Source organism: Dyadobacter endophyticus (genome assembly GCF_014641595.1).
GTDB classification, from domain to species: domain Bacteria; phylum Bacteroidota; class Bacteroidia; order Cytophagales; family Spirosomataceae; genus Dyadobacter; species Dyadobacter endophyticus.
This window is the reverse complement of sequence record NZ_BMIA01000005.1, coordinates 494095-519438: the sequence shown is the minus strand read 5'-3', so window position 1 is coordinate 519438 and position 25344 is coordinate 494095. Positions and strand designations below refer to the sequence as shown.

Here is a 25344-nt window from a genome sequence, read left to right as displayed (position 1 = left end):
CGGTTAAATAACGAGTTTTCTACTTTCGATAACGCCCCTAATGCAATTACTTTGTGAAAATCCGATCACCACACCGAGTTCTGATGACTGATATCCGGTCTGTTCTGAAACAATATTGGGGCTACGACGCTTTCAGGCCGTTCCAGGAAGATGCCATTAAGGCGGTCCTGAATGGAATGGATACGCTGGTACTGCTTCCAACAGGCGGAGGGAAATCCATCTGTTTCCAGGTGCCCGTAATGGCTTCCGAGGGCGTTTGCATTGTGGTGACACCACTCATCGCGTTGATGAAGGACCAGGTGGAGCAACTCAAACGCAGGCAAATTCCCGCGGCGGCGATCCACTCCGGGATGAGCAAGACGGAGATCGATATTACGTTGGATAACTGCATTCATGGTAATACGAAGTTTCTCTATGTCTCGCCCGAGCGCCTCCGGACAGACATTATGATCGTGCGCGCCAAGCTGATGAACGTGTGCCTGCTCGCCATCGACGAGGCGCATTGTATCTCGGCCTGGGGTTATGATTTCCGGCCTTCCTACCTGCTTATCGCGGAATTCAGAAAGCTTTTGCCCAAAGTGCCGGTCATGGCGCTCACCGCGACAGCTACCGAGGAAGTAAGGGCGGATATTCTCGACAAGCTCGAAATGCGCAATGCGAGGGTATTCAAACAGTCTTTCGCGCGGGCGAACCTCTCCTATTCGGCATTCGCGGAAGAAAGCAAAGAGCGAAAATTATTACAGATTTTGCGTAATGTGTCGGGAACGGCTATTGTATACGTTCGTACAAGAAAGCGCACAAAAGACCTGGCCGACTGGTTGAACCGACAGGGTATTTCTGCCACGAGCTACCATGCCGGCCTGCTTTTTAAAGACCGCTCCGACCGGCAAACTGCCTGGATCCAGAACCGCGTCCGGACGGTCGTGGCGACGAATGCATTCGGAATGGGAATCGACAAGCCGGATGTGCGCGCGGTGATCCATTTCGACCTCCCGGATAATCTCGAAGCCTATTATCAGGAGGCAGGACGCGCCGGAAGGGATGAGAAGAAGGCCTATGCAGTCGCGCTTTTCAATAAAATCGACCTGGAAGAGCTCACAGACAGTATCGAGCGGAAATATCCACCCATAGAAATGCTTCGTCGGGTGTACCAGGCTTTGGCCAACTATTACAAAATAGCGGTCGGTGCGGGTGAATTATCGGGATATGATTTTGATATACAGGAATTCGCGGGAATATTCGGCTTGCCGGTCAATGAAACGCATTATGCATTAAAATTGCTTGAAGAAGAGGGTTTTGTTCAGCTGAGCGAGAATTTCAGCGATGCTTCGAAAATCCATTTTCTCGTCGACAACCGACAATTGTACGACTTCCAGATACGCTACCAGGAGCTGGATTCGTTTATCAAACTACTCCTGAGAATGTACGGCGGGGAGCTTTTTAGGGAGTATGTACGCATTTCAGAAACAGAACTTGCACAGATCCATTTTGCTACCGTTCCTGAGATTCTGAGGAAGCTGAGATTCCTGGCCGAACGCGATGTTATCGACTACGAGCCCAGAAAAGACAAACCGCAGCTTACATTCCTGACACCGCGCTATGACTCCTCTTTACTGCCACTGAATATTTTTGAAATACAAAAAAGAAAGGACCGCGACCTTGGAAAGGCCCAGGCGGTAATCCGTTACGCGTCGCATACCCGAATCTGCCGGACCTTGCTTTTGCTTGAATATTTTCATGAATTCGATGCGCAGGAATGTGGTGTATGCGACATATGTATTCAAAACAAAAAGAATGAAACGATCCCGGACGCCGGCCTGGCCCTGCAAATCACCGATTTTTTGACCCGTGAGGGTCCGATGTTGCCTGCGGACCTCAGTCGTGCATTCGAGTACCTGCCAGGCGACGAGTTTCTGAAAACATTACAAGAACTAATCCAGGAGGAATCAATCCATTACAACGAACAAGGAATGTTGACCCCGACTAACAAAACTCAACTTTGAAAACCTCATTACTTACCACAGCACTATTCGTCCTGACGGCCCTTCAATGCGTTGTCGCCCAGCAGATTCCCGGTATGCAATTCAGTAACTACGGCGGCTTGTACCGGGCCAGCTACAATCCGTCGGTGCTCGGCGGGCCGCGTCATAAGTTTCAGATTAATGTCCTCACGCTCGGCGGAAGTATCAAATACCGCTACTTCCGCTTTATCGGGGAAAATTCGTTTTTATACCCCGTCCTCGCGCCGCATTCCACGAAGGAGCTTTATGGCCGCTCGCGTACCATGGGCTCGCTGACTTACAAAGACCCCATATTTCTGACAGGCGAAATTCGCTGGCCATCGGCTTCTTTTGCCTTGGGGAAGTACCACGGCGTAGCGGTGCAGCTGCGTACGCGTGGGTTTGTGCTCGGGCGAAACATTCCCGCCGCGATCGATAATTTGTATATGAAAAGGCTGGATACCGGCAGTACGCCACCACTTGCCAATGAGGCCTGGGGCGATTTCAGCCTTGTACAGCAGAGCTTTTCGGATCTGAGCTTTTCCTACGGAGCGCAATTGCTCGATATCGAGGGGCATAAATTCCGTGTTGGCGTTACTGTAAAGCGGGTTTTCGGGGCGCGGGTAGCTTATTTAAAGGGGAATGCCGATCGTTACAGCATTAACCCGGTCAAAGCCAGCGATCCGGAAATCAGTCAGCTGGAAATCGATAACCTTACCTATGAAAGCGGTTATAGCACGCCGAATCGCAAAATGGGTCTTGGTAATTTATTCGATTCCGGTAAGTATGGTTCGGGCTGGGGTTATGACCTGGGCTTTTCTTACGAAATCGGCTCGGTTTGGAAAGGCCGCAAGGAAGTTTACAACGACAGTCCCGACTACCTGTTGCGTCTGGCGGGTTCATTGACCGACGTTGGGTCTGTCAAATACAAGACATTGGATTCGAGGGTGGTGCGCGGAACGCATCATGACGTGGTGGTAGGTCAAAAAGAGCTTGAAACGATCAGCGACCGCGGGCCGGAGGGATTTATGAGTCTATTCCCCGGTGATTCCAGCGCTGCATTTGCCCAAAAAGCGAAATTACCTCAGGCTCTCAACCTGGAAGCTGACTTGCAGGTTTTCCACGGATTTTTTCTGAATCTTTCGCATACCAGCCGTTTGAAAAGCAGTGGTACTAACTCATTAGATATGTATGTGCCTAATACTTTTATCATTACGCCGCGCTTTGAGGATGAGGATTCGGGCCTATCGTTCCCGATCTCGTTCATTCAGGGAAATAACCGGCCGTCGATCGGCCTTGCAGGGCATTTTGGTCCGGTATTCCTCGGTTTCAGCAATGTAAACGGTCTCATGAAAAGCGGTGGCGCACGTGGAAGCATGATGTACATCGGTTTCACGGCGTGGAAAGCATCTCGAAAAAAAGACAAGGATTGATATGAAAACATCGTCTGCCCTACTCCTTTTTGCAGTTTTCTTCCCATTGATGCTGCAAGGGCAGCACGATCAACACGCCAATCACGCCGTGGTGGGTGATGTGGAGCCACAGCCTTTGCTGGCGCAGGCCATGCGTTTGCAGGAAGCGCTTTCTTTTTCGGGCAATGCATTGCAGGCGGCCGACGCTGTGAAGCTGAAAGCGCTGGAACGCGGGCCACTGTCGAAGGAAACGGCTGTGCAAATTCAGTCGATTCTCGATCATTATTGCCTGAATGTGGTGCATATCAACCCGGAAGGGAGGGTAAAAGTGGATCGTGGGGCGGCAAAAGCAGTACTGGTCCAGGGTGGGTGGACGGCGTTTCTGGTTAAAATCCACAATGAGGCAGGTATCACCGCCAAATTTGAAGCGACAAGCCCAAATGCGTTAAAACCCTATCACTCTCCTTCCTTCGAACACCGGGTCAAAAAAGAGCACGAGCTTACCGAAGGGCAGGTTGCAAACCGGTTTCTGGATATTCAGATCTATGCAGGAAGGCCATTACAGGCGAACTTGTCGGGTCTGAAACTCGAATATGCGGTGGTTCAGGTCTATTGCAAAGATGCGGGCAAGCGGGAAGCTGAAATCGGCTACAATGCCGGTCAGGGCTCGCAGGATATTGGTTTCAGGAATTCCACTCCTATTTTATTTGATGTAAAACCTGCGGTTAAGGTTAATTTCGATGTAAAAGACGACGATGGGACCGCCATTATGGCGTCTTTCCTCATTACCGACGGCCAGGAGCACGCTTCCGGCAAATTCAAAGGCATTTACCCGTTGCCATCGCGCCGCGTCGCGGCATTCGACGAATACCCCGATTTCTTTTTCCAGCCACAGATCTACCGCAAAAGCGGCGAACATGTGACATTGCCGCCGGGCAAATACAAGATCACGTACACTCGCGGGCCTGAATACATTCCGCAAACGAAAGAAATTACTGTTCCCGAAGGAAAAGAATCGATAAACATCTCATTCCAGCTGAAAAGGTGGATACAACTTGCAAAGCTCGGATGGTTCAGTGCCGATCACCACATTCACGCGGCGGGTTGCAGCCATTATGATAGTCCTACCGAAGGCGTTGATCCGAAAGAGATGTTCAGGCAGGTCCTGGGTGAGGATTTGAATATGGCGGCCAATTTGGCCTGGGGACCGAGCTGGTACCATCAGAAAACATTTTTTACCGCAAAAGATCACCCACTGTCAGGTAAGAAAACGGTCATGCGCAATGATGTCGAGGTTTCGGGCTTTCCGTCGTCGCATGCGGGGCACATTGTTTTGTTGAGGATTAAGGAAGACGATTACCCTGGTACCACCACCATTGAGCAATGGCCCAGCTGGACGGCTCCCGTGCTTTCCTGGGCCAAATCTCAGGACGGTGTGGTGGGTTATGCACATTCTGGTTGGGGTTTGGAGCCAATGGAGGCTACGAATAAGCTACCGAATTACATAACCCCGAAAATGGACGGTATCGGAGCCAACGAGTATGTAGTAACAGTCACCGACGGCCTGGTCGATTTTTTCAGCGCTGGCGACACGCCCGCGCCCTGGGAGCTCAATATGTATTACCACACGCTCAATTGCGGTTTCAAGACGAGGCTAAGCGGCGAAACGGACTTCCCTTGCATTACCGACGCACGCGTGGGCCAGGCGCGGAGCTATTTTAAACCCCAGAACGCCATGGATTATGATGGCTACGTGGACGCTATCCGGCTCGGCCGAAGCTATGTATCCGACGGCAAATCGCACATTATGGATTTCAAGGTAAACGGTGTGGAGGCAGGAACGGGCGAAAGTGAAGTTGTTCTGAAATCAGCGGGTGATGTAAAAGTGACGGCAAAACTGGCCGCTTACCTGCCGGAAAAGCAGGATAGTGTCGGCGGGAAAATTGCAAAAGCACCTATTACTGACAAGCCTTATTGGGATATCGAACGGTCAAGGGTCAAACAATCCCGGACGGTGCGTGCGGAGCTGGTATTCAACGGCGTGCCGGTGGATACCGTAACGATACAGGCGGACGGGAAGTTGAATGACATAGATTTTTCAACCAAAATTACCAGATCGGGCTGGCTGGTGGTACGCATTTATCCCAGTTCACATTCGAACCCGGTATTTGTAAAAATCAATAATCGGCCCATCGCCGAAAAGCAAAGTGCAGAATGGTGCCTTGCGGCTTTGGAACAATGCTGGAAAATGAAAGGGCCGAATATCCGTGCCGAGGAACGAAACGCGGCCACTACGGCTTATGAAAAAGCGCGGAAAGTATACCGTGAGCTGATAGCCGCGGCAGGCAAGTAGGCTTATTCAGGTGTGGTTTCGGCCTTTTTGGCGCGGAAGAGCCCTCCTATCCGGCTGAACATCCGTTTTTCAAACTCCCAGAAGAATGTGAATTTGCCCCAAATCCAACCCCAGGCAAGCAAAATAACCTGGTATAACGGCAGGATGATGAGGATATTGACGCCCCACCGGAGCCAGGCAGGTGAGTCGCCGGTCAGGCCGATTAATTCGAAAAGCCATCGTTTGACATAAAGGACCGAAAAACCGGTACACGCAAAAACGACCAGAATAATGAGTACATCCCACCCATTCCGGACGTTCCAGCGCTGTTTCAGTTTTTCGATCATCGGATGTTATTCGTGGAAGAAATCCAGGTGTTCGGGTTTGATCACCTCTTTATCCAAAGTTAAGAATTCTTCCCAAAAAGGATCGTTCGGAACACCGGCCCGGCAGATAACCGGCTCTTTTTTAACCGGATGCTCGAAATACAGTCGGCGTGCGTGCAAATTGATGCTGCCATCCGGATTGCCTTTGGGGTAACCATATTTGACATCCCCGCGGATGGGGCAGTTCATCGATGCCAGCTGAACGCGGATTTGGTGCGGCCTGCCGGTTACGGGCATCACTTCCAGCAAATGAAACTTGTTGATCTCTCCTATCCAGCGGTATGAAAGCTCGGCACGTTGCGATCCCGGAACCTCCTCGTCGTGGGCGGTGGTCACGTTGCGGGCTTCATTTTTGGTAAGCCAATGCACGAGTTTTCCTTTCTTTTCGGCAGGCTTGTTTTTTACAACTGCCCAATAAGTTTTCTGTACGTCGCGCTTACGGAAGATCTCGTTCATGCGTTCGAGCGCCTTCGACGTGCGCGCAAATACGACGAGCCCGCTGACGGGGCGGTCGAGACGGTGTACGGTGCCAAGGAAGACGGCACCGGGCTTGTTATATGCCTCTTTCACATAGTCCTTGACCATATCGAGCAGGCAAGTATCGCCGGTAACATCGGCCTGGACCAGGATGCCCGGTTCCTTATTGACGACGATCAGGTGATTATCTTCGTAAACAACCCGAAAAGGTTTTTTAGCCATACTATTAGTTTAATACTTTTTAAAAGGTCAGTATGATTCCGATTCGTTCGGGAATGATCTTCCTTTTACATCTGAAATATAATTGGTAATAGCGCTTGTCATGACGCCATTTAAATCGGCATAATGGCGCAAGAAGCGCGGTTTGAATTCCTTGTTAATGCCCAGTAAGTCGTGGATTACGAGCACCTGGCCATCTGCGTGAGGCCCGGCACCGATCCCGATTGTCGGGATTTGAATGCTTTCGGAAACCTGTTTCGTCAGCTTTGAAGGGATTTTTTCGAGTACTACTGAGAAGCAACCCACTTCTTCCAGTATTTTCGCGTCTTCGAGCAATTTCTGCGCCTCTGCTTCCTGTTTCGCACGGACAGTGTAAGTACCGAATTTGTAAATAGACTGCGGCGTAAGTCCCAAATGGCCCATTACAGGGACGCCTGCGCTCAAAATCCGCGTAATGGAGTCCTTTATTTCAAGCCCTCCTTCGAGCTTCACAGCATGCGCACCTGATTCTTTCATGATCCGGATCGCGGAGTTCAATGCCTCGCGGGAATTGCCCTGGTAGGAGCCGAACGGCAAATCCACGACAACCAGCGCCCGTTTCACCGCCCGCACCACCGAGGATGCGTGGTAGATCATCTGGTCAATCGTGATTGGCAGGGTCGTTTCGTGCCCGGCCATTACATTGGATGCTGAATCTCCCACCAGGATCAGCTCGACACCGGCAGCATCCACGATTCCCGCCATCGAATAGTCATAGGCGGTAAGGCAGGTTATTTTTTCGCCACGGTTTTTCATTTCCTGAATCACGTGGGTTGTAATGCGCTTAATATCAGCAGTATGTACAGACATGGTGGTTATCGGTAATGGTAATCGAAATTCGTCAATTTGACCGGTTTGGTCGAGTATTGTCAAGTGTGGTCAGGTATTGCCAGGGGTCGTCATGTTTTGTCGCGCTTTGCTGGTAGGAGACTTATGGGTATAATGCAAAACCCGCTGACTATAAATGACTATTTCTGACATTCCTGGTTTCTCTCCCCAGCGTTACCGGTGTATCAGCCAGTTTTCGGGGTTTAGCCTGGATGTGTTTTTCCAGACCTGAAATTGCAGTTCGGAGGTGCCGTCGCTGTCGGTGGCAACCCGGCCGATATTTTCGCGTGCTTTAACCTTTTGCCCTGCGCGCACCGCCACGCCGGTCATTTTAGCGTAAATCGTCATATAATTACCGTGCTGGATAGCCACCACACTGCCCATTCCGGGCAATTCGGTTACGTCGAGCACCGTTCCGTCGTACACCGACCGAACCGGCTCCCCGGCGGTCGTCTGAATGTCAATCCCCAGGTTATCCACCATCACACCTTTCAAAACGGCGTGCGGACGCTGCCCGAAATGGCTGGAAACAAAGCCTTTTACAGGCCATGGGAGGCGGTTTTGCGATGCTGTGAACGATGAGGCCAATGTGGTCTCCTCCTCACTCATACCACTTGATACGGCTGGCTCTTCCTCTACTTCTTTCGGGGCTTCAACCGCAGCCTCTCCTTTTTTCTCACGCTCGGCATTTTCCCGTGCGAGTCGCTCGCGTTCGGCTTTCCGACGCGCTTCCCGTTCTTCACGCTCACGACGTTCCCTTTCGAGGCGTTCGCGGCGCTCACGCTCGGCAATGCGGCGAATACTTGATTCCAAAAGATCGGTAGCGCGCTTATTTTCAGCTATTTGCTGCCTCAGTTCAACTTCCTTTTGAGAAAGCTCCTTAATGACCTCGTTCTGCTTTACTTTCAGGCCTTCCAGCTTGGTATTCTCTGAAAGTCGTGTGTCGAGAACGGTTTTCTGCTGATTCTTTTTGGAAGTAATCCGCTGGCGTTCAGCAACTACCTGCTTTTGTAAAACATCGATCTCCTTGGCTCTTCCCTGCCGCGCCTCGGTATATTGTTTCAAATATTTGTAGCGAAGCACAAACTGGTTGAATGTACCCGCCGAAAAAAGGAAAACAAGCTGATTGAAATAGGCGTTCCGCTTGGAAGCCTCGTAAATCATGTGGCCGTATTCTTCTTTCAATACGGCAAGGCTGCTATCCAGCGCCTGGCGACGCTTTTCGAGCACTTTCAATTCACGATCCAGGATTTCGAGGTCGTCGGAAAGAAGGTCTATTTGCCTTTTATAGGTATTGATCTGCTGATTCAGTGCTTTCAGCTGGCCGAGGTTGACGTTCTTTTGGGAAGAAGTCTGCTTGAGAATGTTCTGGATCTCTTTGATCTTTCCCTGGTTCTCAGCCTTTTCACGTTCCAGCTGCTCGCGGGTCTTCTGCGCAAATGCACCTGCGCATGCGCAGAGCACGAAAGTAAGCACTAACCAAAAACGACGGCTACCAGGGGTACGAAAGGGCATAATATTGATTCTTGCGGCCAAAAATACATCTCACGGCGGGCAAAGTTAAGCAGACTTTCTGTATTTTACCTTTTACGCTTGTAGCTCGAAGGAACATTAAACGGAAAACCGGGACTTTGTTTTACCAATTCCACCTTGCTGTGTTTGAGGCGCATGGTTGTTTCGAGCTTTTGCTGCTCTTTTGAAAGCACATTCAGGCTGATATGGCTCATAAACGGAAAGAGAAAGCCCCCTGTTTCCCTGAAATCCTCATAGTCCAGGGTAAAAGTGTTCTGCGTTGGTACTTCCATCGCTTTCAGGCGTGAAAGTTTCTGGTTCTTTTCGGCGACGTAGTTATCGACTTCCAGTCTGTCGACGAGCTGTTTGAGTACATAAAAGTCGTTTTCCTTTATAAAATGGCCCTCTTCCTGCATTTCGAAAGGCATATTTCCAATGATCACCGATTGCAGAAGATCAAAATTCAGGTCGAAGTTGTATTGTTTGCTGAGCTGCTCGTAGTTGAAAACGAAGTAATCGCGATGGATTTTGTCCATAAAAACAATGGAATCCCGCGTGATAATGCCCCGCGCCACTTCCAGCCCTACACCCGTTACCGAAAGCCAGATAATGCTGTCCTTCTTCATCCGGATATTGACATTGGTATTATCAAAATCCTGCTTCGCGCTTTTGAAAGAAAACTTGGATTTGGCTGTCAGATAATCAAAATCTACTTCGTTGACTTTTACCTCGGGCATCGGTTCCCGCGTGTCGGGTGCGACTGCAACGGTGTCCACCGCGGCGGTATCTGTCTTAATGGAATCTCTTGATGCTGGTCCCCTGGTGATCAGGGTCGTATCTTTAGCCGGATTTTGGGAAGTACTTTTGGAAGAACTTGGTTTGTGACAAGCCGTGAACCATATCAGAGACATGGCTACCAGCCCGACCGTAATTTTACTGCTCATGTAATGCACCTGTTGCTATTTTTTTGTCAAGAAGTTCGGTGGTCTCTCCCATTCTTTTGGCTTTTTTCCATTGGGCCACCGCATTGTCCCGTTCCCCTAGTTTGAACAGGACATCCCCGTAATGCTCAACAATTGTGCCACTCACACCGCTGCTGTCGAGCATTGCCTTTTCGAGGAACTCCTTTGCTTTTTTGTAGTCTTTGCGAATGTATAATACCCAGGCATAGGTATCGAGGTAAGTCGGGTTGTTCTGATGCTGCTGCACCAGTTTTTCCGACATTTTGAGTGCGAGATCGAGTTTTTCCTTTCTCAGGGACAGAAAATAACTGTAATTATTGAGGACATGATCATTATCCGGGTCCGCCTTCAGTGCCAGATCATAGGCCGCATCGGATTTATCATGGTCTCCCACGCCATTGAACGCGTCGCCAAGCTGGGCGTGGATTAATGGGACCAGCTGGGGATTTTCTCCGATCATTTTCAGGCTCTCTTCCAGTGAGGAAGTGGCTTCCTTATAATTTTTCTTCATCAAATGCGCTGTTCCGTTGAAATACCAGAACATGCCCTGATTCGGGAACAATTCCAAAGCCTTCTCCGAATGTACCAGCATGCTGTCGGGCTGGTTGAGCTGGCCGTCGAGCTGCATAATAGCACCCCAAACCTGAAAAACATTGGGATCGGAAGTGACAGCTTTGACATACAGCTGCCGGGCCTCTGCAAATTTGCCCTGGCGCGTCAGCAGGTCGGCATAAATGACGGTAGCTTTTGCTTCGTTCGGATGCGTTTCCGAGAGCTGGCGGGCTAGTGAAACGGCCTCAGTAACCTCGTTTTCGGTTTTCAACATTGTCAAATAGCCCGAAAGCACGCGGATTTTAGGGTCGGCGTCGAGGTTAGGATTGGCGAAAACCTGTTTCAGCTCCTGGTTGCATTTCTGTACATCACCATTGCGGCGGTAAATATCAGCCAGCAAGACGTGCGCCTGCGCCTCGTCCGGATTGATTTTCAATGCTTCTTCCAACGGCGCCACCGCTTCTACGATACGGTCGTTGGCGATCAGCATTTCGGCCAACTCCACGCGGTAGCTTACTTCACCCGGCTCGGCGTCGATCAGTTTTTTACCTTCTGCAAGGGCTTTGTCGAGATTGTTCTGGCGGAGATACAGCTGCTGTTTCTGGTGGGTGATCTCTTCGGTCACGCCCATCGATTTTTCCAGCTTATTGTAAGTCTCGATCGCCTTGTCGAACTGGTCGGCAAAGACGTAAACGGCAGCCAGTTCTATTCCATACTCGATATTTTCCGGGTTTTTGGCCACCAACTTTTCATAAATCTGGGCGGCCTCAGCGTATTTGCGGCGTTTCGCATACAGCTCCGCGAGCTGCTGGGAATAGAAAATATTTTCTTTATCCAGGTCATGCGCCTTTTTGGAAGCATTGATCGCATCGTCGTATTTTTCAAGCTTGATAAGCGCCGTAGCCACGAGGTAATGCGTGGTAGCGTCCTGCGGACTGAGGAGCGCGAGCTTTTCGAATACTGGTAATGCGCGGTCAGGCTCGTCCTTCATGATGAATTTCATCCCCTCGGCCGCCATCGACTCGCCTTCGAGTCTTGTAAGGACGCCTTCTTCCTTTACTTCCTGTTTATCACGATCCTTACGGCGCTGCGCGTGGGCCGGTGTCATCAGCCAGGAAGCCGATACGAGGCAAATAAGAAGGGTTATTTTCAAATATTCGGTCCTCATATTTAAATCGTGCGCCATCAGATCGTGCGACATGACCGGCTATTTCTGTGTAAATAACAAAGTTACCAAATTTTGTCAGTATGCTCTGCCCAAAAGTCTTGGCAAATAAGTATACTAACGTGGAAATATATATAATCTTATGCCAGGATACCGGGCTATCGCATCGCTTACCGCACCGAGTAAGCCGATTTTCCAAAACCTGGCAGGCCGGTCGGGCTGAGGACCTCCGCGCGGATATCGGCCGGGCTTGCGGCATCGGAGTGATAATAGCTTACGCGGACCTTGCCGTCGCTACCGGTTTTGAGCATAGGTGCCCAGAAAACCGTGGAGCGGAAATCGGGGTTCGGGTTAATTGGGCCCGTTGGGCCGTATTGTGGCGAGTAAAACTCCCGCGGGGTATGAAAACCGGCGATTTTGGTTACCAATACGCCCGGTACAATGTCCTGCGAATAGTCGTAATTCTCATTCCCGCGCTTGGTAAGTACGGCTATGACGCCATTTCCCCCCCTGCTGCCGTATATCGCCGCAGACGCCCCTTTCAGCACGTCGATCGACTCCACATCGAAAACGTTCAGAGAAGTGATCAGCGCTTTATCCACCGGCATGCCATCCAATACGAAAAGCGGCTCGCCTCTGTTGCCCCGTATCGATACGACCGCATTCATCCCCGATCCCATTACCGACACGCCCGCGACGCGCCCTTGGAGCATGTCGAGTATGCTCATATAGCCGGAAGCCATCTGAGGCGTCACTTTCAGGGTCGCATCTGCCGAATTATAAAGTTTACGCGAGTCGCGGGGTACTTCCTTTTTGGCTTTGATGGTGACTTCCCGCAGAAGCCGCTCGCGGCTTTCGCGAATTTTTCTGGAAATGTCCTGGTCTTGGGCGGCATTTTTGAGGAAATCGGCCAGCCGTTGCCCATCGACGGTTACAGGTTTGAAAGGAATTTTGACAACCGAAGCACGCGGCGCGTCGAATGGATTAAGCGTGAACGACAAACTCTGGTTTCCCTTTTTGTTCATACCCTGAATGCGGAGTTGCAGAGAATCACTGAAAGCCAAGTTGTAGACGGTAAAATGGCCATATTCATCCGTTTCTGAGGTCATGAAGTTGCTAAGGCTGTCGTTGCTGAGGAAGAGCGACATGGCCGTTTTTTCGGTTAACTTTTTATTGTTCCGTTTTACGTCGCCTTCGAGCGTAATGCCTTGCTCGACATATCGTTTTGCCGGTGGAATGGTGTCGCGGAGCACATCTTCCCATTTGAAACGGGTCCAGCCGTGGGTCATCATCACGTAATCGAGATGAATTTTGCGTTCGGTTTTCTCAGGGTCAAAATAGTAGGCGGGTTGTTCTATAATGCCTTTTAAATCAGAAGATAATAGTAAATATGAAGCAATATTCTGCTCGTAAGGCTGTTGCAATATCTGGCCCGCATCGGTAATCGACAGTGAGAGATTAGCTTCCACCGGCTTGCCCGACGAGTCGGTAACGGTCACTTCCAAATCGACTTTCTCGCGTGGTTTGTATTCGGGTTTGGAAGGCTTAATATCCACCCGCAGGCTTCTTGAATGATTGATAAACACCAGCCGCTCGCAAACAGGTTTGCCTGATTCGTCGAAAAGCGTAAGATGGATAATGCCGTCGGGCAATTCGGTGGTCGGCAGCTGCATCATCAGTCCCCGGCTACCTATTTTTCCCTTCGCCACAAATGCCACGATGCCCCGGGCATGGCCTACGACATGAACGGGCATTTCAGTTTTTCCGGGCACCTTAGCATAGGCTATCACCCTCATTTTAAATGGATTTGAAAGATTGTCGACCACCATGGTAAATCCGGTGTCGTGTACTTTTGGAAATGGAAATGGCGTCACTTTTCCGTCACTTTCCTTTACAAATGCGCGATAGGTCTCACCTGTTTTCGGTGCAAATTGAAACCGCCCCATACCCAGGTGTTCACTCCTGAATGAGGCTACGGTATCACCGCCCTGTGCCAGCACAAAGCCGGTTACCTCCTGCGCCAGACCGGCCTCGTTCACGGCTTTGAACGCCACGCGCGTGTTGATATCGGCAACCAGTTGCCCGCCCTCTGGGAAAAATTGCAGGTCGATCTTACCCATCGTGGTGCTGGTAGCAGTATTCTCTTCATAATTAAATACATACACATTTTTTTGGAAGAAGAAATCTTCGGAAGCGTTGCGCATCCAGTTGGTGTACGCGCGGATGGTGTATGCGCCCGGGGCGAGCGAATCGGTGAGCACGAACTCCCCATGACCGGTTCCCCCGTTCAATTGTACGCGTTTTAGAGCGGCATTCCTGCCCGAACGCTGCTCGATCAGATCGACGTAAAGGAGGTTGCTGGCGCTGTCGGCCAAGTGCAGCGATCCTTCGGTAAGGTATGCTTTAAACCATAGCGTGTCGCCCGTCACGTAGTAGGGTTTGTCGAGATGCAGGTAAGCTTTTTCGACTGGTAATGTGCTGCGGTATTTATTTAATTTGTTGGAAATGAATTGGATAAAATCGTCTTCCGACCATTGAAATGCTGTAATAAGTAGTGTAATGGCGGCGAGCAGGGCATAGTTGATGAAGTTTTTCTTCCACGGCATAATTGTCAAGGAGATTTGTTATATATGCAATTTACCTAAAATAAACTTGCTAAATGATTCTACTGATTAAGCTTGCGAACCAGTAAATAGACAGGGTAGCTTATCACAAGGAACAGCAATGCATACTGGCTGCTCGGTAAGTCCTGGACAATCGCACCTGCCAGGAAAGCGATGGATAAAATTAGCATTAGAACGGGCAGGAAAGGGTAGGCCGGCACCTTCCAGGGACGGGGTAAGTTCGGTTCTTTCTTCCGCAGTGCCAGTAAGGAAGCAAATCCGGAGGTATAACCTAATACGAAAAAGAATGTTGCAATGTCCGACAGTTTTTCCGTGGCATCTTTTCCGATAAGGATCAATGTGATAGCTACGGCGGAAGTGACCAGCATCGCCACCGCCGGCGTGCCGCCCTGGTTGACTGTCACGCCGGATTTCAAAAATAACCCGTCGCGGCTCATCGAGTAAAGCACGCGCGGATTGAATAATAGCTGCGCGTTGACGATACCGAGAATCGATATCATGAGAAACAGGGTCACGATTTTGCCGGAACCTTCGCCAAAAATCAATGTAATCGCATCAGCGGCGGCCAGTTTGGATTGCGCGAGGTCGTTCATCGGCAGGACGTGAAGAATCGCCAGGTTACAAAGCAAGTAAATAGCGATGATGACCAAAACGCCGCCGATCATCGATTTGGGCAGGTTTTTGGAAGGGTCGCGGTCTTCTTCGGAAAAATAGGCGGCGGTATGCCAGCCATCGTAGGTGTAAAATATCGCTTGCAAAGAGAAAATCACCGGCGCTATCCATGAGCCGGTTTTGATGATTTGGCTGGTAGTAACCTGCGCTTCTTCCAGAGTCACCTCATTGCCATAGATATAACAAACCGCGACAAATGCAAAAAGACCGATGCCTTTCAGCAAGCTCATGATATTCTGAAAACTACTCGCCAAGGCGAGTCCGATCCAGTGAATGACCGTGAGCGAGAGCAGGATCGCGGCGGCCACATAAGGCTCGTTTCCGGCCAGTGAGGGGATAAGCAACGCCAGGTATTCGCTCATGGTGTACACGCCGAAGCCGAGCGCCGAGCAGGTGCCCAGCCAGCTATTGATCCCCACGACAAAACCGGCGTAATTCCCGAACGCACGCTGTGCATACACGTACCATGCGCCCGCACGAGGGACAGAGGTGCCGAGCTCAATCGTGCACAGGGTCCCGAGAAACGCGTAGAGGCTCACCCCGACCCACAAAGCCATAATCAGGGCCGGATCGCCAAGTTGCGCGGCTATGGGTCCGGGTTTCCGCAGAATGCCGGTCCCGATGGTGCCGCCGACGGTCACCGCGACGCCAAACCCGACGCCCAGGATCTTGAAAAGTTCGTTTCGGGTACGAGGTTGCTGCATGGGTGGAGTGAAAATGTGCTTTTCGAAAATAGGAAACTTTTTCTGAATGTAACTCCTATCTTCGTCAGCAAATACCAGCGTGGCCACCAAATTCCGTCGTAACCGCTATGTTTCGGGCTAAGAACCTTTGGATCATTCACTTGCTGGGGTGGGTACTGTTCATGAGCCTGCCCCTGACGATCGTCTCTCGGGAGCCCGATGCGAATTTCCCGATGCTGGTACTCAAATCGGGCTGGTTCTGGTCATTTTTTCTCGTATACGCTGTATTGTTTTATGGCAATTTGCTGGTACTTACGCCAAAATTGTACTTGAAGCAGCATTATGCAGCCTATGCAGCAGTTTTTGTGGGTTTATTGATTCTGATTTACGTTTCGCAACCATTTGAAAAACTCATTTTCAGGAAGTTCCGGCAGGAGCAGGGCAGGGAGGCAAGGCCGGAAATGCCTCGTGGCGGATTTCGGAATGGTCCGCCGCCGGGCCTGCCTCCTGGTGAAGAACCGCGTCCGATGCCCGAGCGGGGCAGAGCCGTCGACTTTGTAAGTCTCACGCTGTTTATCGTCGCCTGGGCGGTGGCGATGGCAATACGCATTTCGCGTGAATGGCGGCAATCCGAGCGTAGAGCGATCCTTTCCGAGGCAGAGAAAGCGCATGCCGAGCTGTCGTTTTTCAAAGCGCAGATCAACCCGCATTTTCTGTTTAATACACTCAATAATATATATGCGCTGGCCGTCAGCAGCAGTGCGCACACGGCGCCGAGCATTCTCAAACTGTCGCAAATGATGCGCTACATTACGGAAGAGGCAACCGAGCATTACGTTCCGCTGGAAGACGAGCTGGCTTGTCTTGAAAACTATGTAGAACTGCAAAAATTGCGGTTGAATGCCAAAACAAAACTGGATTTCAACGTGCAGGGCCAGCCCGACGGCGTCAAAATCGCGCCGTTGATCCTGATGACGTTCGTGGAGAATGCATTTAAATACGGCGTTAGCAATCACCGCGAATCGGTCATACGCATTGCAGTGGAGGTGACAGGAAGCCATATTCAGTTTTTTTGTCAAAACCGTATTATTGAGCGGAGAGAGGATGTGGAGCGCACCGGCGTGGGGATTTTAAATACCCAAAAACGACTGGATTTGCTCTATAGCGGATCGTATGACCTTGATATCCGTAATGCAGAGGAGGTTTTTACAGTGAACCTAAAACTTTCGGGACGATGAAATGCGTGGTCATTGACGACGAGCCGCTTGCGTTGAGCATTATCGAAAAATACTTGGTCGCGTTTCCGGTGCTTGAACTCGTCGGAACGTTCGACGATGCGATCGAAGGCGGGCGATTTTTGAAAACCAATCCGGTCGATCTGCTTTTTATCGATATCAATATGCCCGATTTGTCGGGCCTGGAACTGGTTGCGAGGCTGGAAATACGGCCAATGGTCATTTTTACGACGGCCTACAAGAAGTTCGCCTATGAAGGTTTTGAACTGGAAGCAGTGGACTACCTTTTGAAACCTATTACCATTGAACGTTTTGAAAAGGCAGTCCAGAAGGCGGCCGAGCGTTTCGAGCTTGGGAAATCGAGGCAAGGCGATGAGTCTATTGTGGTCCGTTCGGAATATAAGGCGATCAGAATTGCATTGAACGATATCGCTTACATCGAAGGAATGGAGGATTATATCAAAATCCATTTGCTGAGTTCGCGGCACCCGGTCACGACGCTCATGTCATTGAAGGGGATTCTCGGAAATTTGCCTGAAAGCGGGTTCAGCAGAATACACCGGAGCTATATTGTGCCTAATCTGCAAGTAAAATCTATTCAAAATAAAAGAGTTAAGCTATTTTCCGGCATTGAATTACCTGTAAGCGACAGCTATATCGATTTTATTGAAAAGTGGAAAAATCGGTGAGCCGATTTTAGCCAATCGGCCGATTCACCGGTAAAATCGGGCCGTTGACCGACACATTGCACCTGTTCCGCAACAAAGCGTGAACTGAATACGATAATGTATTTAAACTCACAGAACTGCTGCAATTATGGAACGCAAAGAATTTTTGAAAAGAGGATTTTCAGCATTGGGCTTCGCCGCTATCATTCCGGTGATCAGCTGCTCGAACGATACCGTCGACCCCGTAGAAACCTCAACCGACACAACGGGTACCACTTCGGGAACCTGCACGCTGACCGTCACCGAAACGGAAGGGCCGTTCCCGACCAAAACGCCGACCAGCCTGGTTACCAACGACATTACCTCAGATCGCTCGGGGACAAAGTTGACGGTTAAAATCACCATCCAGAACAAGAATAGTAGCTGCGAAGGGCTCGAAGGTGCATTGGTGGATATCTGGCATTGTGACGCCGCCGGAAACTACTCGGAATATGGCGGGACTGGCATGCAGTCGACTAATTACACCAGCGTACACTTCCTTCGCGGCCGCCAAACGACCGATTCCGATGGCCTCGTGACTTTCACCAGCATTTACCCGGGCTGGTACTCGGGCCGCGCGGTTCACATTCACGTACACGTATATAATGCGAGCGGGAAATCGTTATTGGTGACGCAAATCGCATTTCCGGAAGAGATCAGCAAGGTTGTGTTCGCGCAAGGCGTATACGCGAGCCACGGGCAGGCGGATACGACGAATGCGAGGGATAATGTATTTGGCGACGGTGTAAGCACCGAAATGTCGACTGTCACCGGCAGTGTTTCCGCCGGATATGTGCTGACGCATGCGATTGTGGTGAGTGCTTGATGATGTTACCAACAACCGATGCTCAAATATACCTGGAAAGCCTTCGCGGGCGGTTTCAAGCGAACGGCTTCCAGAGTTTCAGGACTTTCAATTTTGAAGAATACCGAGCCGTCGCCCGAGAGGCATTCGGCACGCTGGAAGTCCTGAACGACGAGATGCTGATGCCGGAATGCAGTCACGAGTTGAAGGTGGAGCGGTTTTGCCAGGTCATTCTGCTGCCGATTGTCGGAGCTATTGAAGTCGGGGAAAAAGGTAGGGAGCCGACATTCGTTAATTCCGGCGAAGCGCTGTTCCTGCCTGCGGCAGAGGATAAGCATTATACCATTACCAATCCATATCCCGACGAGGCGATCAACTATTTGCAGGCCAGGATCAATGACGGCCAGTTTTTAAGCACCCCGATGTCATTGTCAGGCATCACCGCTCAGTTTGATTTACGTGAGACGAATGTCCTTCACTCGGTCCGAGGCTACAATGGAAGCTCCGCCCATTTGTTTATCGGCCAGTACGACGGCCGGGTGGAAGGTGTTTTTACCAGCGGGAACCCGAGGCACAACGCGTTCATTTTCGTGATCGAAGGCGCGTTTGAAGTGCAAAACCGGCTCCTCGAACGGCGGGACGGGCTGGCATTGGGCAATGCGGAGGAGATTGAGTTTGAGGCGTTGTCGAACGGGGCGATTATTCTTGTTATCGATGTTGGAGTTTAGGATTGATAGAGTATAAAAATCAATTCTTTGACCCTTTCGAAATAATCGTTCGCGGACAACAGTGGAACTCCCAGGAAAATGGAAGTAGCAGCGATAATGGCGTCGGGAAGCTTTAAGTTGTATTGACGGCGAATGTAAGTCGTAATTTCCTTGATTCCCGAATTAATATCAATGATTGTACATTCGTCCAGGAAAGTTTCAACAAAGGATTCTTCTTCAATGGTTATTTCTTGATATCCAAGTAATTCCAATTCCACTATAAAGGAAATGTATGCTTCCGTATCCTGAAAAAGGAGAGCCAGGTGATTATCTCCCTTAAAAAGGTTGATGGCAATGTTAGTGTCAATAAGGATCTTCGTTCCACTCATTACGCATACCTCTCTGGATTTCCAGAGCATTGTCGGTTAGTTTGATTACTCCCAAAAATTTTCGAGCGTCGAGTTTTTTGCTTTTTGAAGTTGATCCAACAGTCGGAAAAACTTTGGATCGGGCGGCAATTGGGAAAACGTCTTCTAGCATTTGCCCTTCTTTTAACACAAATTTCATGATTCGGTTGTGTTTGGTCAATATATTAAAGATAGGCAGAAAAAATTGAAGAAAATTATCCGATGAGTGAACAACCAGGCTCGATTATCAAGGGGAATTTATAAACAAAAAAGCGCGGATGCCGTTTTCACAGCACCCGCGCTTTCGCATTAAATGTATATTCCTTAAAGAACTGCCTCAGCGAGAACCAATACTTTGTTATTCAGCACTTCCACAACACCACCGTCGATGACGAAGTTTTGCTTTGCAGCGCCGGTATCGACTACCACATCACCTTTGCCCAGCGTGCTGACCAACGGCGCGTGACGGTTCAGAACCTGAAACTGCCCTTCGGTACCCGGTAATGTAACGGCAGTTGCCTCGCCGGCAAACACCTTTTTATCTGGGGTAATGATTTCTAAATGCATGATTCGAAAGTTTATCCTTATCTGCTTGCTTCCGCCAGCATTTTTTCTCCCTTGGCCTGAGCGTCTTCGATGGTTCCAACGAGGTTGAAAGCCATTTCAGGAAGGTGATCGTACGCACCGTCCATGATCAGGTTGAAGCCTTTGATAGTATCGTTGATATCAACCAAAGTTCCTTTCAAACCTGTGAACTGCTCAGCAACGAAGAATGGCTGTGAAAGGAAGCGCTCTACGCGGCGTGCACGTGATACAACCAGTTTGTCCTCTTCGGAAAGTTCTTCCATACCAAGGATCGCGATGATATCCTGCAACTCTTTGTAACGCTGAAGAATGTTTTTCACACGTTGCGCGCAGTCGTAGTGGGCTGCACCGAGTGTTTCGGCATTCAGGATACGTGAAGCGGAGTCAAGCGGATCCACCGCAGGGTAGATACCTTTCTCAGATACTTTACGGCTCAATACGGTCGTAGCATCCAAGTGGGCAAATGTGGTTGCCGGAGCCGGGTCAGTCAAGTCATCCGCAGGTACGTAAACCGCCTGTACGGAAGTGATTGAACCACGTTTTGTGGATGTGATACGTTCCTGCATCTGGCCCATTTCAGTAGCAAGCGTAGGCTGGTAACCTACCGCCGATGGCATACGTCCCAAAAGAGCGGATACCTCAGAACCTGCCTGGGTGAAACGGAAAATGTTATCGATAAAGAAAAGAATATCGCGGCCCTGACCTTCGCCATCTCCATCACGGAAATACTCAGCCATTGTAAGACCTGACAAAGCTACACGTGCACGTGCGCCAGGAGGCTCGTTCATCTGGCCGAACACGAATGTCGCCTGCGAATCTTTCAGTGTATTGTAATCAACTTTGGAGATATCCCAGCCGCCTTCTTCCATGCTGTGCTTGAATTCCTCGCCGTATTTGATGATACCCGCTTCGATCATCTCACGCATCAGGTCATTACCTTCACGTGTACGCTCACCCACACCGGCGAATACCGAAAGACCGGCATAAGCTTTCGCGATGTTGTTGATCAGCTCCTGGATCAATACGGTTTTACCTACACCCGCACCACCGAACAAACCGATCTTACCACCCTTTACGTAAGGAGCAAGAAGGTCGATTACCTTAATACCTGTGAAAAGTACCTCGGTAGCGGTTGCCAGTTCTTCGAATTTCGGAGCTGAGCGGTGAATGGAAATACCATTTGAAGTATCAAGGGGTTTAAGACCGTCGATCGCTTCACCGATTACGTTGAAGAGACGTCCTTTGATACCTTCGCCGATTGGCATTTTAATAGGTGCGCCAAGAGGCTTAACCTGCATGCCACGTTGCATACCTTCTGTACTATCCATCGCGATAGTACGGATACGGTCTTCACCAAGGTGCTGCTGGCACTCGAGAACTACTTTCTGACCATTTGGTTTGATGACTTCCAACGCATCAAGGATCGCAGGGATAAGTCCGCTGTCCTCAAATGATACGTCTACAACCGGGCCAATTACCTGCGTAATTTTTCCTACGTTTGCTGCGTTTGCCATTATATAATTTTGATTATCTCGGATGAGGTTTTTTTCAGACCGCAAAAGTAGGAGATAATTTGGTCAGTACCAATAGCAGACAAAGCGAAAATTTGGATATTTTTTAGAAAATCACCCGTTTTTCCCGAAAACTGTGTTTAATATTTCCGGAAAGTGGGTTTGAGAGGGGTGGAGCGGGAACTTTTTGGAGCATGTTCCCAACCGCTTCAAGGTTTGAGATAGTTATTAAAATCGCCTAAATTTGATTTGGACACCGCAAAATGCAGATGAACACGCAACTTCTGGAACGTATTACTTTCAATCCGAAACAATGTGGCGGTAAGCCTTGTAGGAGGAACATGCGTATCCGCGTGACCGATGTTATTGAGTTGCTGGCAGCCGGGCTTACTCCCGAACAGATTGTGACAGAAGAGTTACCTGACCTGGAACCGGAAGATATTACCGTATGTCTTCTCTACGCAGCTGCGAAGCTTAACCACCCCGTCCTGCAAGCGGCCTGATGATCATACTGGACGCCCAACTGCCTCCGACACTAGCTGTCTGGATTACTGAAACTTTCGAAATCCCATGTTTTTCGGCCCAATTTCTGAACCTCCGTCACGCCGGAGATGAGGAGATATTTGTTTTTTCCAGAACAAAAAATGCTAATTTAATAACTAAGGACGACGACTTCGTTTCATTATTAAACCGCTTTGGCAGTTCACCGAAAGTCACTTGGCTTACTTGTTGCAATACATCCAAAAATAGATTGAAAAGAGATTTTGAGGCAAATTTGGCATCGGCCCCGGCTTTGCTTGAAACGAACGATTTGGTGGAGATAACCGGTCTTTAACTGATTGCCGGTTTAAATAATACAATATGAACGATTTACTTTTCTGGAAGGTATGGTCTCCATCCGAACGGCGGATGGCTGTTGCTGCTTTCCTGGTGCTGCTTTTAGGGCTTACTTTCCTGGTTTGGCAATGCATGGATCCGCTGGGGAATGTGGTGCGGTGGAATGTGGTGAGCGAATTGTCGGAAACGACGGCCGTAGTAGATGTGCTGCAACTCGGGCAATGGCGATATGGTATTTCGACGCCGACGCATCTGGTAACCGAGCGTTTTATGTCGTCGGTGATGGAGGTTAATGCGGTGACGGTCTATCTGTTCTGGATCGGCGCGCTGACCGGCCTTTCGCTCGTGCTGGCCGCGCTGACGACCATGTCGCGGTTCTGGTACCTGGCCGGAACGATCGTTTTCATTATGTTCCTGGCATTCGCCCGATTGGAAACACTGGGTGTTTTTGGAACGGAAAACCGGCTTTTGTTTCTCATAGCCACCATCTTATACGGAGGGGTTTCGTACTATTTTCACGCATTCCGGCCCGATTTGGGCATTAGCACGCGCATCGCCGGGATCGCGGGCGTATCGATCACCTTGGCTGCGTTGGTTGCATTCGGTTCGGCATCGCCGGTCCCGGCCTTGACAGCCGCAGTGTACTCGTTTCCGCTGTGGCTCGTAGCGACGATGCTTTTCCTGCTCGTTTCCGCTACCGAAATCATGGCAGGGCTCGTCTGGCTCAGTACGAGCGGACAAGCAGGAAAAGGGCGATCCGGACTGGTGCAGTTTATCGTCATCAGTGTGCTCTATTTGGTTCTTTTATTATTGATATACCTCCAAAATACCCGCCAGATAGATTGGAACGTTACTTTGATCAATCCATTCTACCTCGCATTGGCGTCGGGCATACTAGGGATCTGGGGGTTCAGAAGACGGGCGGATTCTACCCGGGGCGTGATACCGTTTCGAAGCACAGGTTTCTGGCTTTATATAGGACTATTTATTGTCGCCTCATCTTTTGCCGGCTTAATGGCCGGTATGGCAAACGACCCGGTGCTTGAAACGTTGGAAGATGCAACCGTTCAGGGCCAACTGGCAATGGGCGTGCTCTTCCTGTTTTATGTATTGGTCAATTTTTACGAGGTTTTTCAGCAGAGACTGGCCGTTTATAAAGTTTTGTACAAACCACTCCGCTTCGGACTGACGCAGACACGGCTTTTCGGTTTCGCAGGGGTAGTAGTATTGTTTTCAATACAAAGACTTCTTCCCGTTAATCAGGCAATTGCGGGTTATTTCAATGGATTGGGCGATTTGCATTCCACCACGGAGGAGTATACGCTGGCCGAACAGTATTACAAGCTAGCATTGCAGCAGGAATTTCAAAACCATAAATCCAATTACGCGCTGGCTTCCATCGCATTGAAACAGGGCGATCGCAATGCAGCCGCTTACTATTTCAGGCAGGCATTGTTGAAAAATCCCTCGCCGGAGGCCTACGCGGGCCTGAGTGGGATTCTTGTTCAGGAAAACCTGTTTTTTGACGCCGTATACAGCTTACAGGAAGGCCTCCGCCGTTTCCCGGCCAATGGCGAACTGTTGAATAACCTCGGAATGCTCTATTCCCAAACCAATGTAGCGGATTCGGCCTACTATTACCTGGACCTGGCCGAAACCCATGCGGCACGGCCCGAAATACCGGCCACCAACCTGCTGGCAATCCTTGCAAAAAATACCGGTTCCGGCTTGCTCGATTCACTCGCAACAAGCACGGACAAGTACGATTACCTTTCCTGGCAGGCCAACTGGCTGGCAGTGCAGAATATGAGGCAACAGTTTCATCAAGAGGGTTTTAATAAGAGGTCTGTTCCAAACGATTCGCTTTTAAGTGTTTCTTCGCTGGCATATTTACTTAATTATGCCCAAAACCAGGCTGCATTTGATTCTCTACCGGCCGCATTGCTGCCTAAACTGGCCGCGAAGAATCCGGTACTGTCGCAGGATCTGTCGCTTGCTGCATTGTACTCCGAATTTTACAGCGGGAGTAAGCTGAAAGCACTGGAAACGCTCTCTGGCTGGGCGGAAGAGGAGGGAGAAAAGAGTGATTTGTACCATAAAATACTAGGACACTGGCTGCTGCAACTCGGGTTGTATGACCAGGCAATTGAAGCGCTTTCGGGCGTGGAAGGTGTTGAGGGAACAATCGGGATGGCGGTGGCTAATGCGTTGTCGGGGAAAAAGGAGGTCGCCGTGATATTACTGGATAAGATGCAGGATACGGAACAAAATGCGGCGGTGGAGCAATTGAAGCAGAGCCTGTTCTCGGGTGTTAAGCCTAAATCGGTAGCGGATTCTCTTTTTGCGGTTGTTGCCAAATCGCCTTCTGAGCAAAATATTCGGAAAGCTGTGCGGGCCAACCCTTTCGATGCGCGCATTGTTTCGGCGGCGTCGGAGTTTTACAGGAGCAAAAAGCAGGTGAAACAAGCATATCAGTTGGTACTGAATGCATTGCGATATAATGAATATGCCCCGGAACTTTGGGAGCAATATGCCCTCCTGAGCCTTGACCAGGGCTTGCTCGGACAGGCGGCGGAAGGCCAGCAAAAGGTTGAGCAATATGCACTGCCCGCCGGTTATCAGCGATTTTTGGCGCGCTATCAGCCGATGCGGGCACTTATCGAAAAACAAAGAGCGGAGTTTTGATG

The 25344-nt window shown here is 49.9% G+C and carries 21 protein-coding genes; 10 read left to right on the top strand and 11 right to left on the bottom strand.

Features of this window, described 5'->3' with window-relative positions:
* The first annotated feature begins 83 nt into the window (after nt 1-83).
* The 3 genes from IEY24_RS29155 to IEY24_RS29145 are packed head-to-tail and all read left to right on the top strand — an operon-like array spanning nt 84 to nt 5765.
* The gene (locus IEY24_RS29155) at nt 84-2003 is read left to right on the top strand and encodes a RecQ family ATP-dependent DNA helicase (protein ID WP_188938796.1); all 1920 of its coding nucleotides are present in this window, start codon (nt 84-86) and stop codon (nt 2001-2003) included.
* Complete coding sequence (locus IEY24_RS29150) at nt 2000-3433, top strand: DUF5723 family protein (RefSeq protein ID WP_188938795.1); 1434 nt, start codon at nt 2000-2002, stop codon at nt 3431-3433. The genes IEY24_RS29155 and IEY24_RS29150 overlap by 4 nt, the downstream gene beginning before the upstream one ends.
* A 1-nt stretch (nt 3434) precedes the next feature.
* Nucleotides 3435-5765 (top strand): CehA/McbA family metallohydrolase, encoded by a 2331-nt coding sequence (locus IEY24_RS29145; protein ID WP_229223325.1) that lies wholly within the window; start codon nt 3435-3437, stop codon nt 5763-5765.
* A gap of 2 nt (nt 5766-5767) precedes the next feature.
* Here IEY24_RS29145 and IEY24_RS29140 read toward each other — a convergent pair whose 3' ends face one another.
* From IEY24_RS29140 to IEY24_RS29105, 8 genes are all read right to left on the bottom strand, one after another.
* A complete protein-coding gene (locus IEY24_RS29140; protein WP_188938794.1) occupies nt 5768-6091 on the bottom strand; it encodes a DUF6787 family protein in 324 nt (107 codons plus the stop codon).
* 6 nt (nt 6092-6097) lie between these two features.
* The gene (locus IEY24_RS29135) at nt 6098-6829 is read right to left on the bottom strand and encodes an RluA family pseudouridine synthase (RefSeq protein WP_188938793.1); all 732 of its coding nucleotides are present in this window, start codon (nt 6827-6829) and stop codon (nt 6098-6100) included.
* Nucleotides 6830-6856: 27 nt separating this feature from the next.
* Nucleotides 6857-7675 (bottom strand): 3-methyl-2-oxobutanoate hydroxymethyltransferase, encoded by an 819-nt coding sequence (panB, locus tag IEY24_RS29130; RefSeq protein ID WP_188938792.1) that lies wholly within the window; start codon nt 7673-7675, stop codon nt 6857-6859.
* Nucleotides 7676-7867: 192 nt separating this feature from the next.
* Nucleotides 7868-9208: a murein hydrolase activator EnvC family protein gene (locus tag IEY24_RS29125; RefSeq protein WP_188938791.1), complete on the bottom strand. Its 1341-nt coding sequence runs from the start codon at nt 9206-9208 to the stop codon at nt 7868-7870.
* A 65-nt stretch (nt 9209-9273) separates the two neighbouring features.
* Entirely contained in the window at nt 9274-10149 is an 876-nt protein-coding gene (gene lolB1 / locus IEY24_RS29120) for a lipoprotein insertase outer membrane protein LolB1 (RefSeq protein ID WP_188938790.1), read from the bottom strand.
* The gene (locus tag IEY24_RS29115; RefSeq protein ID WP_229223324.1) at nt 10139-11887 is read right to left on the bottom strand and encodes a tetratricopeptide repeat protein; all 1749 of its coding nucleotides are present in this window, start codon (nt 11885-11887) and stop codon (nt 10139-10141) included. Before IEY24_RS29115 ends, lolB1 begins: the two co-directional genes overlap by 11 nt.
* Before the next feature lie 167 nt (nt 11888-12054).
* Entirely contained in the window at nt 12055-14490 is a 2436-nt protein-coding gene (locus tag IEY24_RS29110) for a TonB-dependent receptor plug domain-containing protein (protein ID WP_188938789.1), read from the bottom strand.
* Nucleotides 14491-14549: 59 nt separating this feature from the next.
* The gene (locus IEY24_RS29105; protein ID WP_188938788.1) at nt 14550-15884 is read right to left on the bottom strand and encodes an APC family permease; all 1335 of its coding nucleotides are present in this window, start codon (nt 15882-15884) and stop codon (nt 14550-14552) included.
* Between the two features lie 107 nt (nt 15885-15991).
* Between IEY24_RS29105 and IEY24_RS29100 the strand changes: the two genes are divergently transcribed.
* The 4 genes from IEY24_RS29100 to IEY24_RS29085 all read left to right on the top strand — a co-directional run bounded on the left by IEY24_RS29100 (nt 15992) and on the right by IEY24_RS29085 (nt 19338).
* Nucleotides 15992-17101: a sensor histidine kinase gene (locus IEY24_RS29100; protein ID WP_188938787.1), complete on the top strand. Its 1110-nt coding sequence runs from the start codon at nt 15992-15994 to the stop codon at nt 17099-17101.
* Complete coding sequence (locus IEY24_RS29095; protein WP_188938786.1) at nt 17098-17787, top strand: LytR/AlgR family response regulator transcription factor; 690 nt, start codon at nt 17098-17100, stop codon at nt 17785-17787. The genes IEY24_RS29100 and IEY24_RS29095 overlap by 4 nt, the downstream gene beginning before the upstream one ends.
* A 127-nt stretch (nt 17788-17914) precedes the next feature.
* The gene (locus IEY24_RS29090) at nt 17915-18631 is read left to right on the top strand and encodes a dioxygenase family protein (protein ID WP_188938785.1); all 717 of its coding nucleotides are present in this window, start codon (nt 17915-17917) and stop codon (nt 18629-18631) included.
* A complete protein-coding gene (locus tag IEY24_RS29085) occupies nt 18631-19338 on the top strand; it encodes a pirin family protein (protein WP_188938784.1) in 708 nt (235 codons plus the stop codon). The genes IEY24_RS29090 and IEY24_RS29085 overlap by 1 nt, the downstream gene beginning before the upstream one ends.
* Here the strand turns inward: IEY24_RS29085 and IEY24_RS29080 are convergent.
* From IEY24_RS29080 to atpD, 3 genes are all read right to left on the bottom strand, one after another.
* Nucleotides 19335-19736 (bottom strand): type II toxin-antitoxin system VapC family toxin, encoded by a 402-nt coding sequence (locus tag IEY24_RS29080; RefSeq protein WP_188938783.1) that lies wholly within the window; start codon nt 19734-19736, stop codon nt 19335-19337. The two genes, IEY24_RS29085 and IEY24_RS29080, sit on opposite strands and share 4 nt — an antisense overlap.
* 312 nt (nt 19737-20048) lie before the next feature.
* Nucleotides 20049-20291 carry an ATP synthase F1 subunit epsilon gene (gene atpC, locus IEY24_RS29075; RefSeq protein ID WP_090387034.1) on the bottom strand — a complete coding sequence of 81 codons (243 nt, stop codon included), beginning with the start codon at nt 20289-20291 and terminating at the stop codon, nt 20049-20051.
* A gap of 17 nt (nt 20292-20308) precedes the next feature.
* A complete protein-coding gene (gene atpD, locus IEY24_RS29070; protein WP_188938782.1) occupies nt 20309-21823 on the bottom strand; it encodes a F0F1 ATP synthase subunit beta in 1515 nt (504 codons plus the stop codon).
* Nucleotides 21824-22089: 266 nt separating this feature from the next.
* Between atpD and IEY24_RS29065 the strand changes: the two genes are divergently transcribed.
* The 3 genes from IEY24_RS29065 to IEY24_RS29055 are packed head-to-tail and all read left to right on the top strand — an operon-like array spanning nt 22090 to nt 25342.
* Entirely contained in the window at nt 22090-22323 is a 234-nt protein-coding gene (locus tag IEY24_RS29065) for a DUF433 domain-containing protein (RefSeq protein ID WP_229223323.1), read from the top strand.
* Nucleotides 22323-22655 carry a DUF5615 family PIN-like protein gene (locus IEY24_RS33165; protein ID WP_188938780.1) on the top strand — a complete coding sequence of 111 codons (333 nt, stop codon included), beginning with the start codon at nt 22323-22325 and terminating at the stop codon, nt 22653-22655. Before IEY24_RS29065 ends, IEY24_RS33165 begins: the two co-directional genes overlap by 1 nt.
* Nucleotides 22656-22681: 26 nt before the next feature.
* The gene (locus IEY24_RS29055; RefSeq protein WP_188938779.1) at nt 22682-25342 is read left to right on the top strand and encodes a tetratricopeptide repeat protein; all 2661 of its coding nucleotides are present in this window, start codon (nt 22682-22684) and stop codon (nt 25340-25342) included.
* Nucleotides 25343-25344 lie beyond the last annotated feature (2 nt).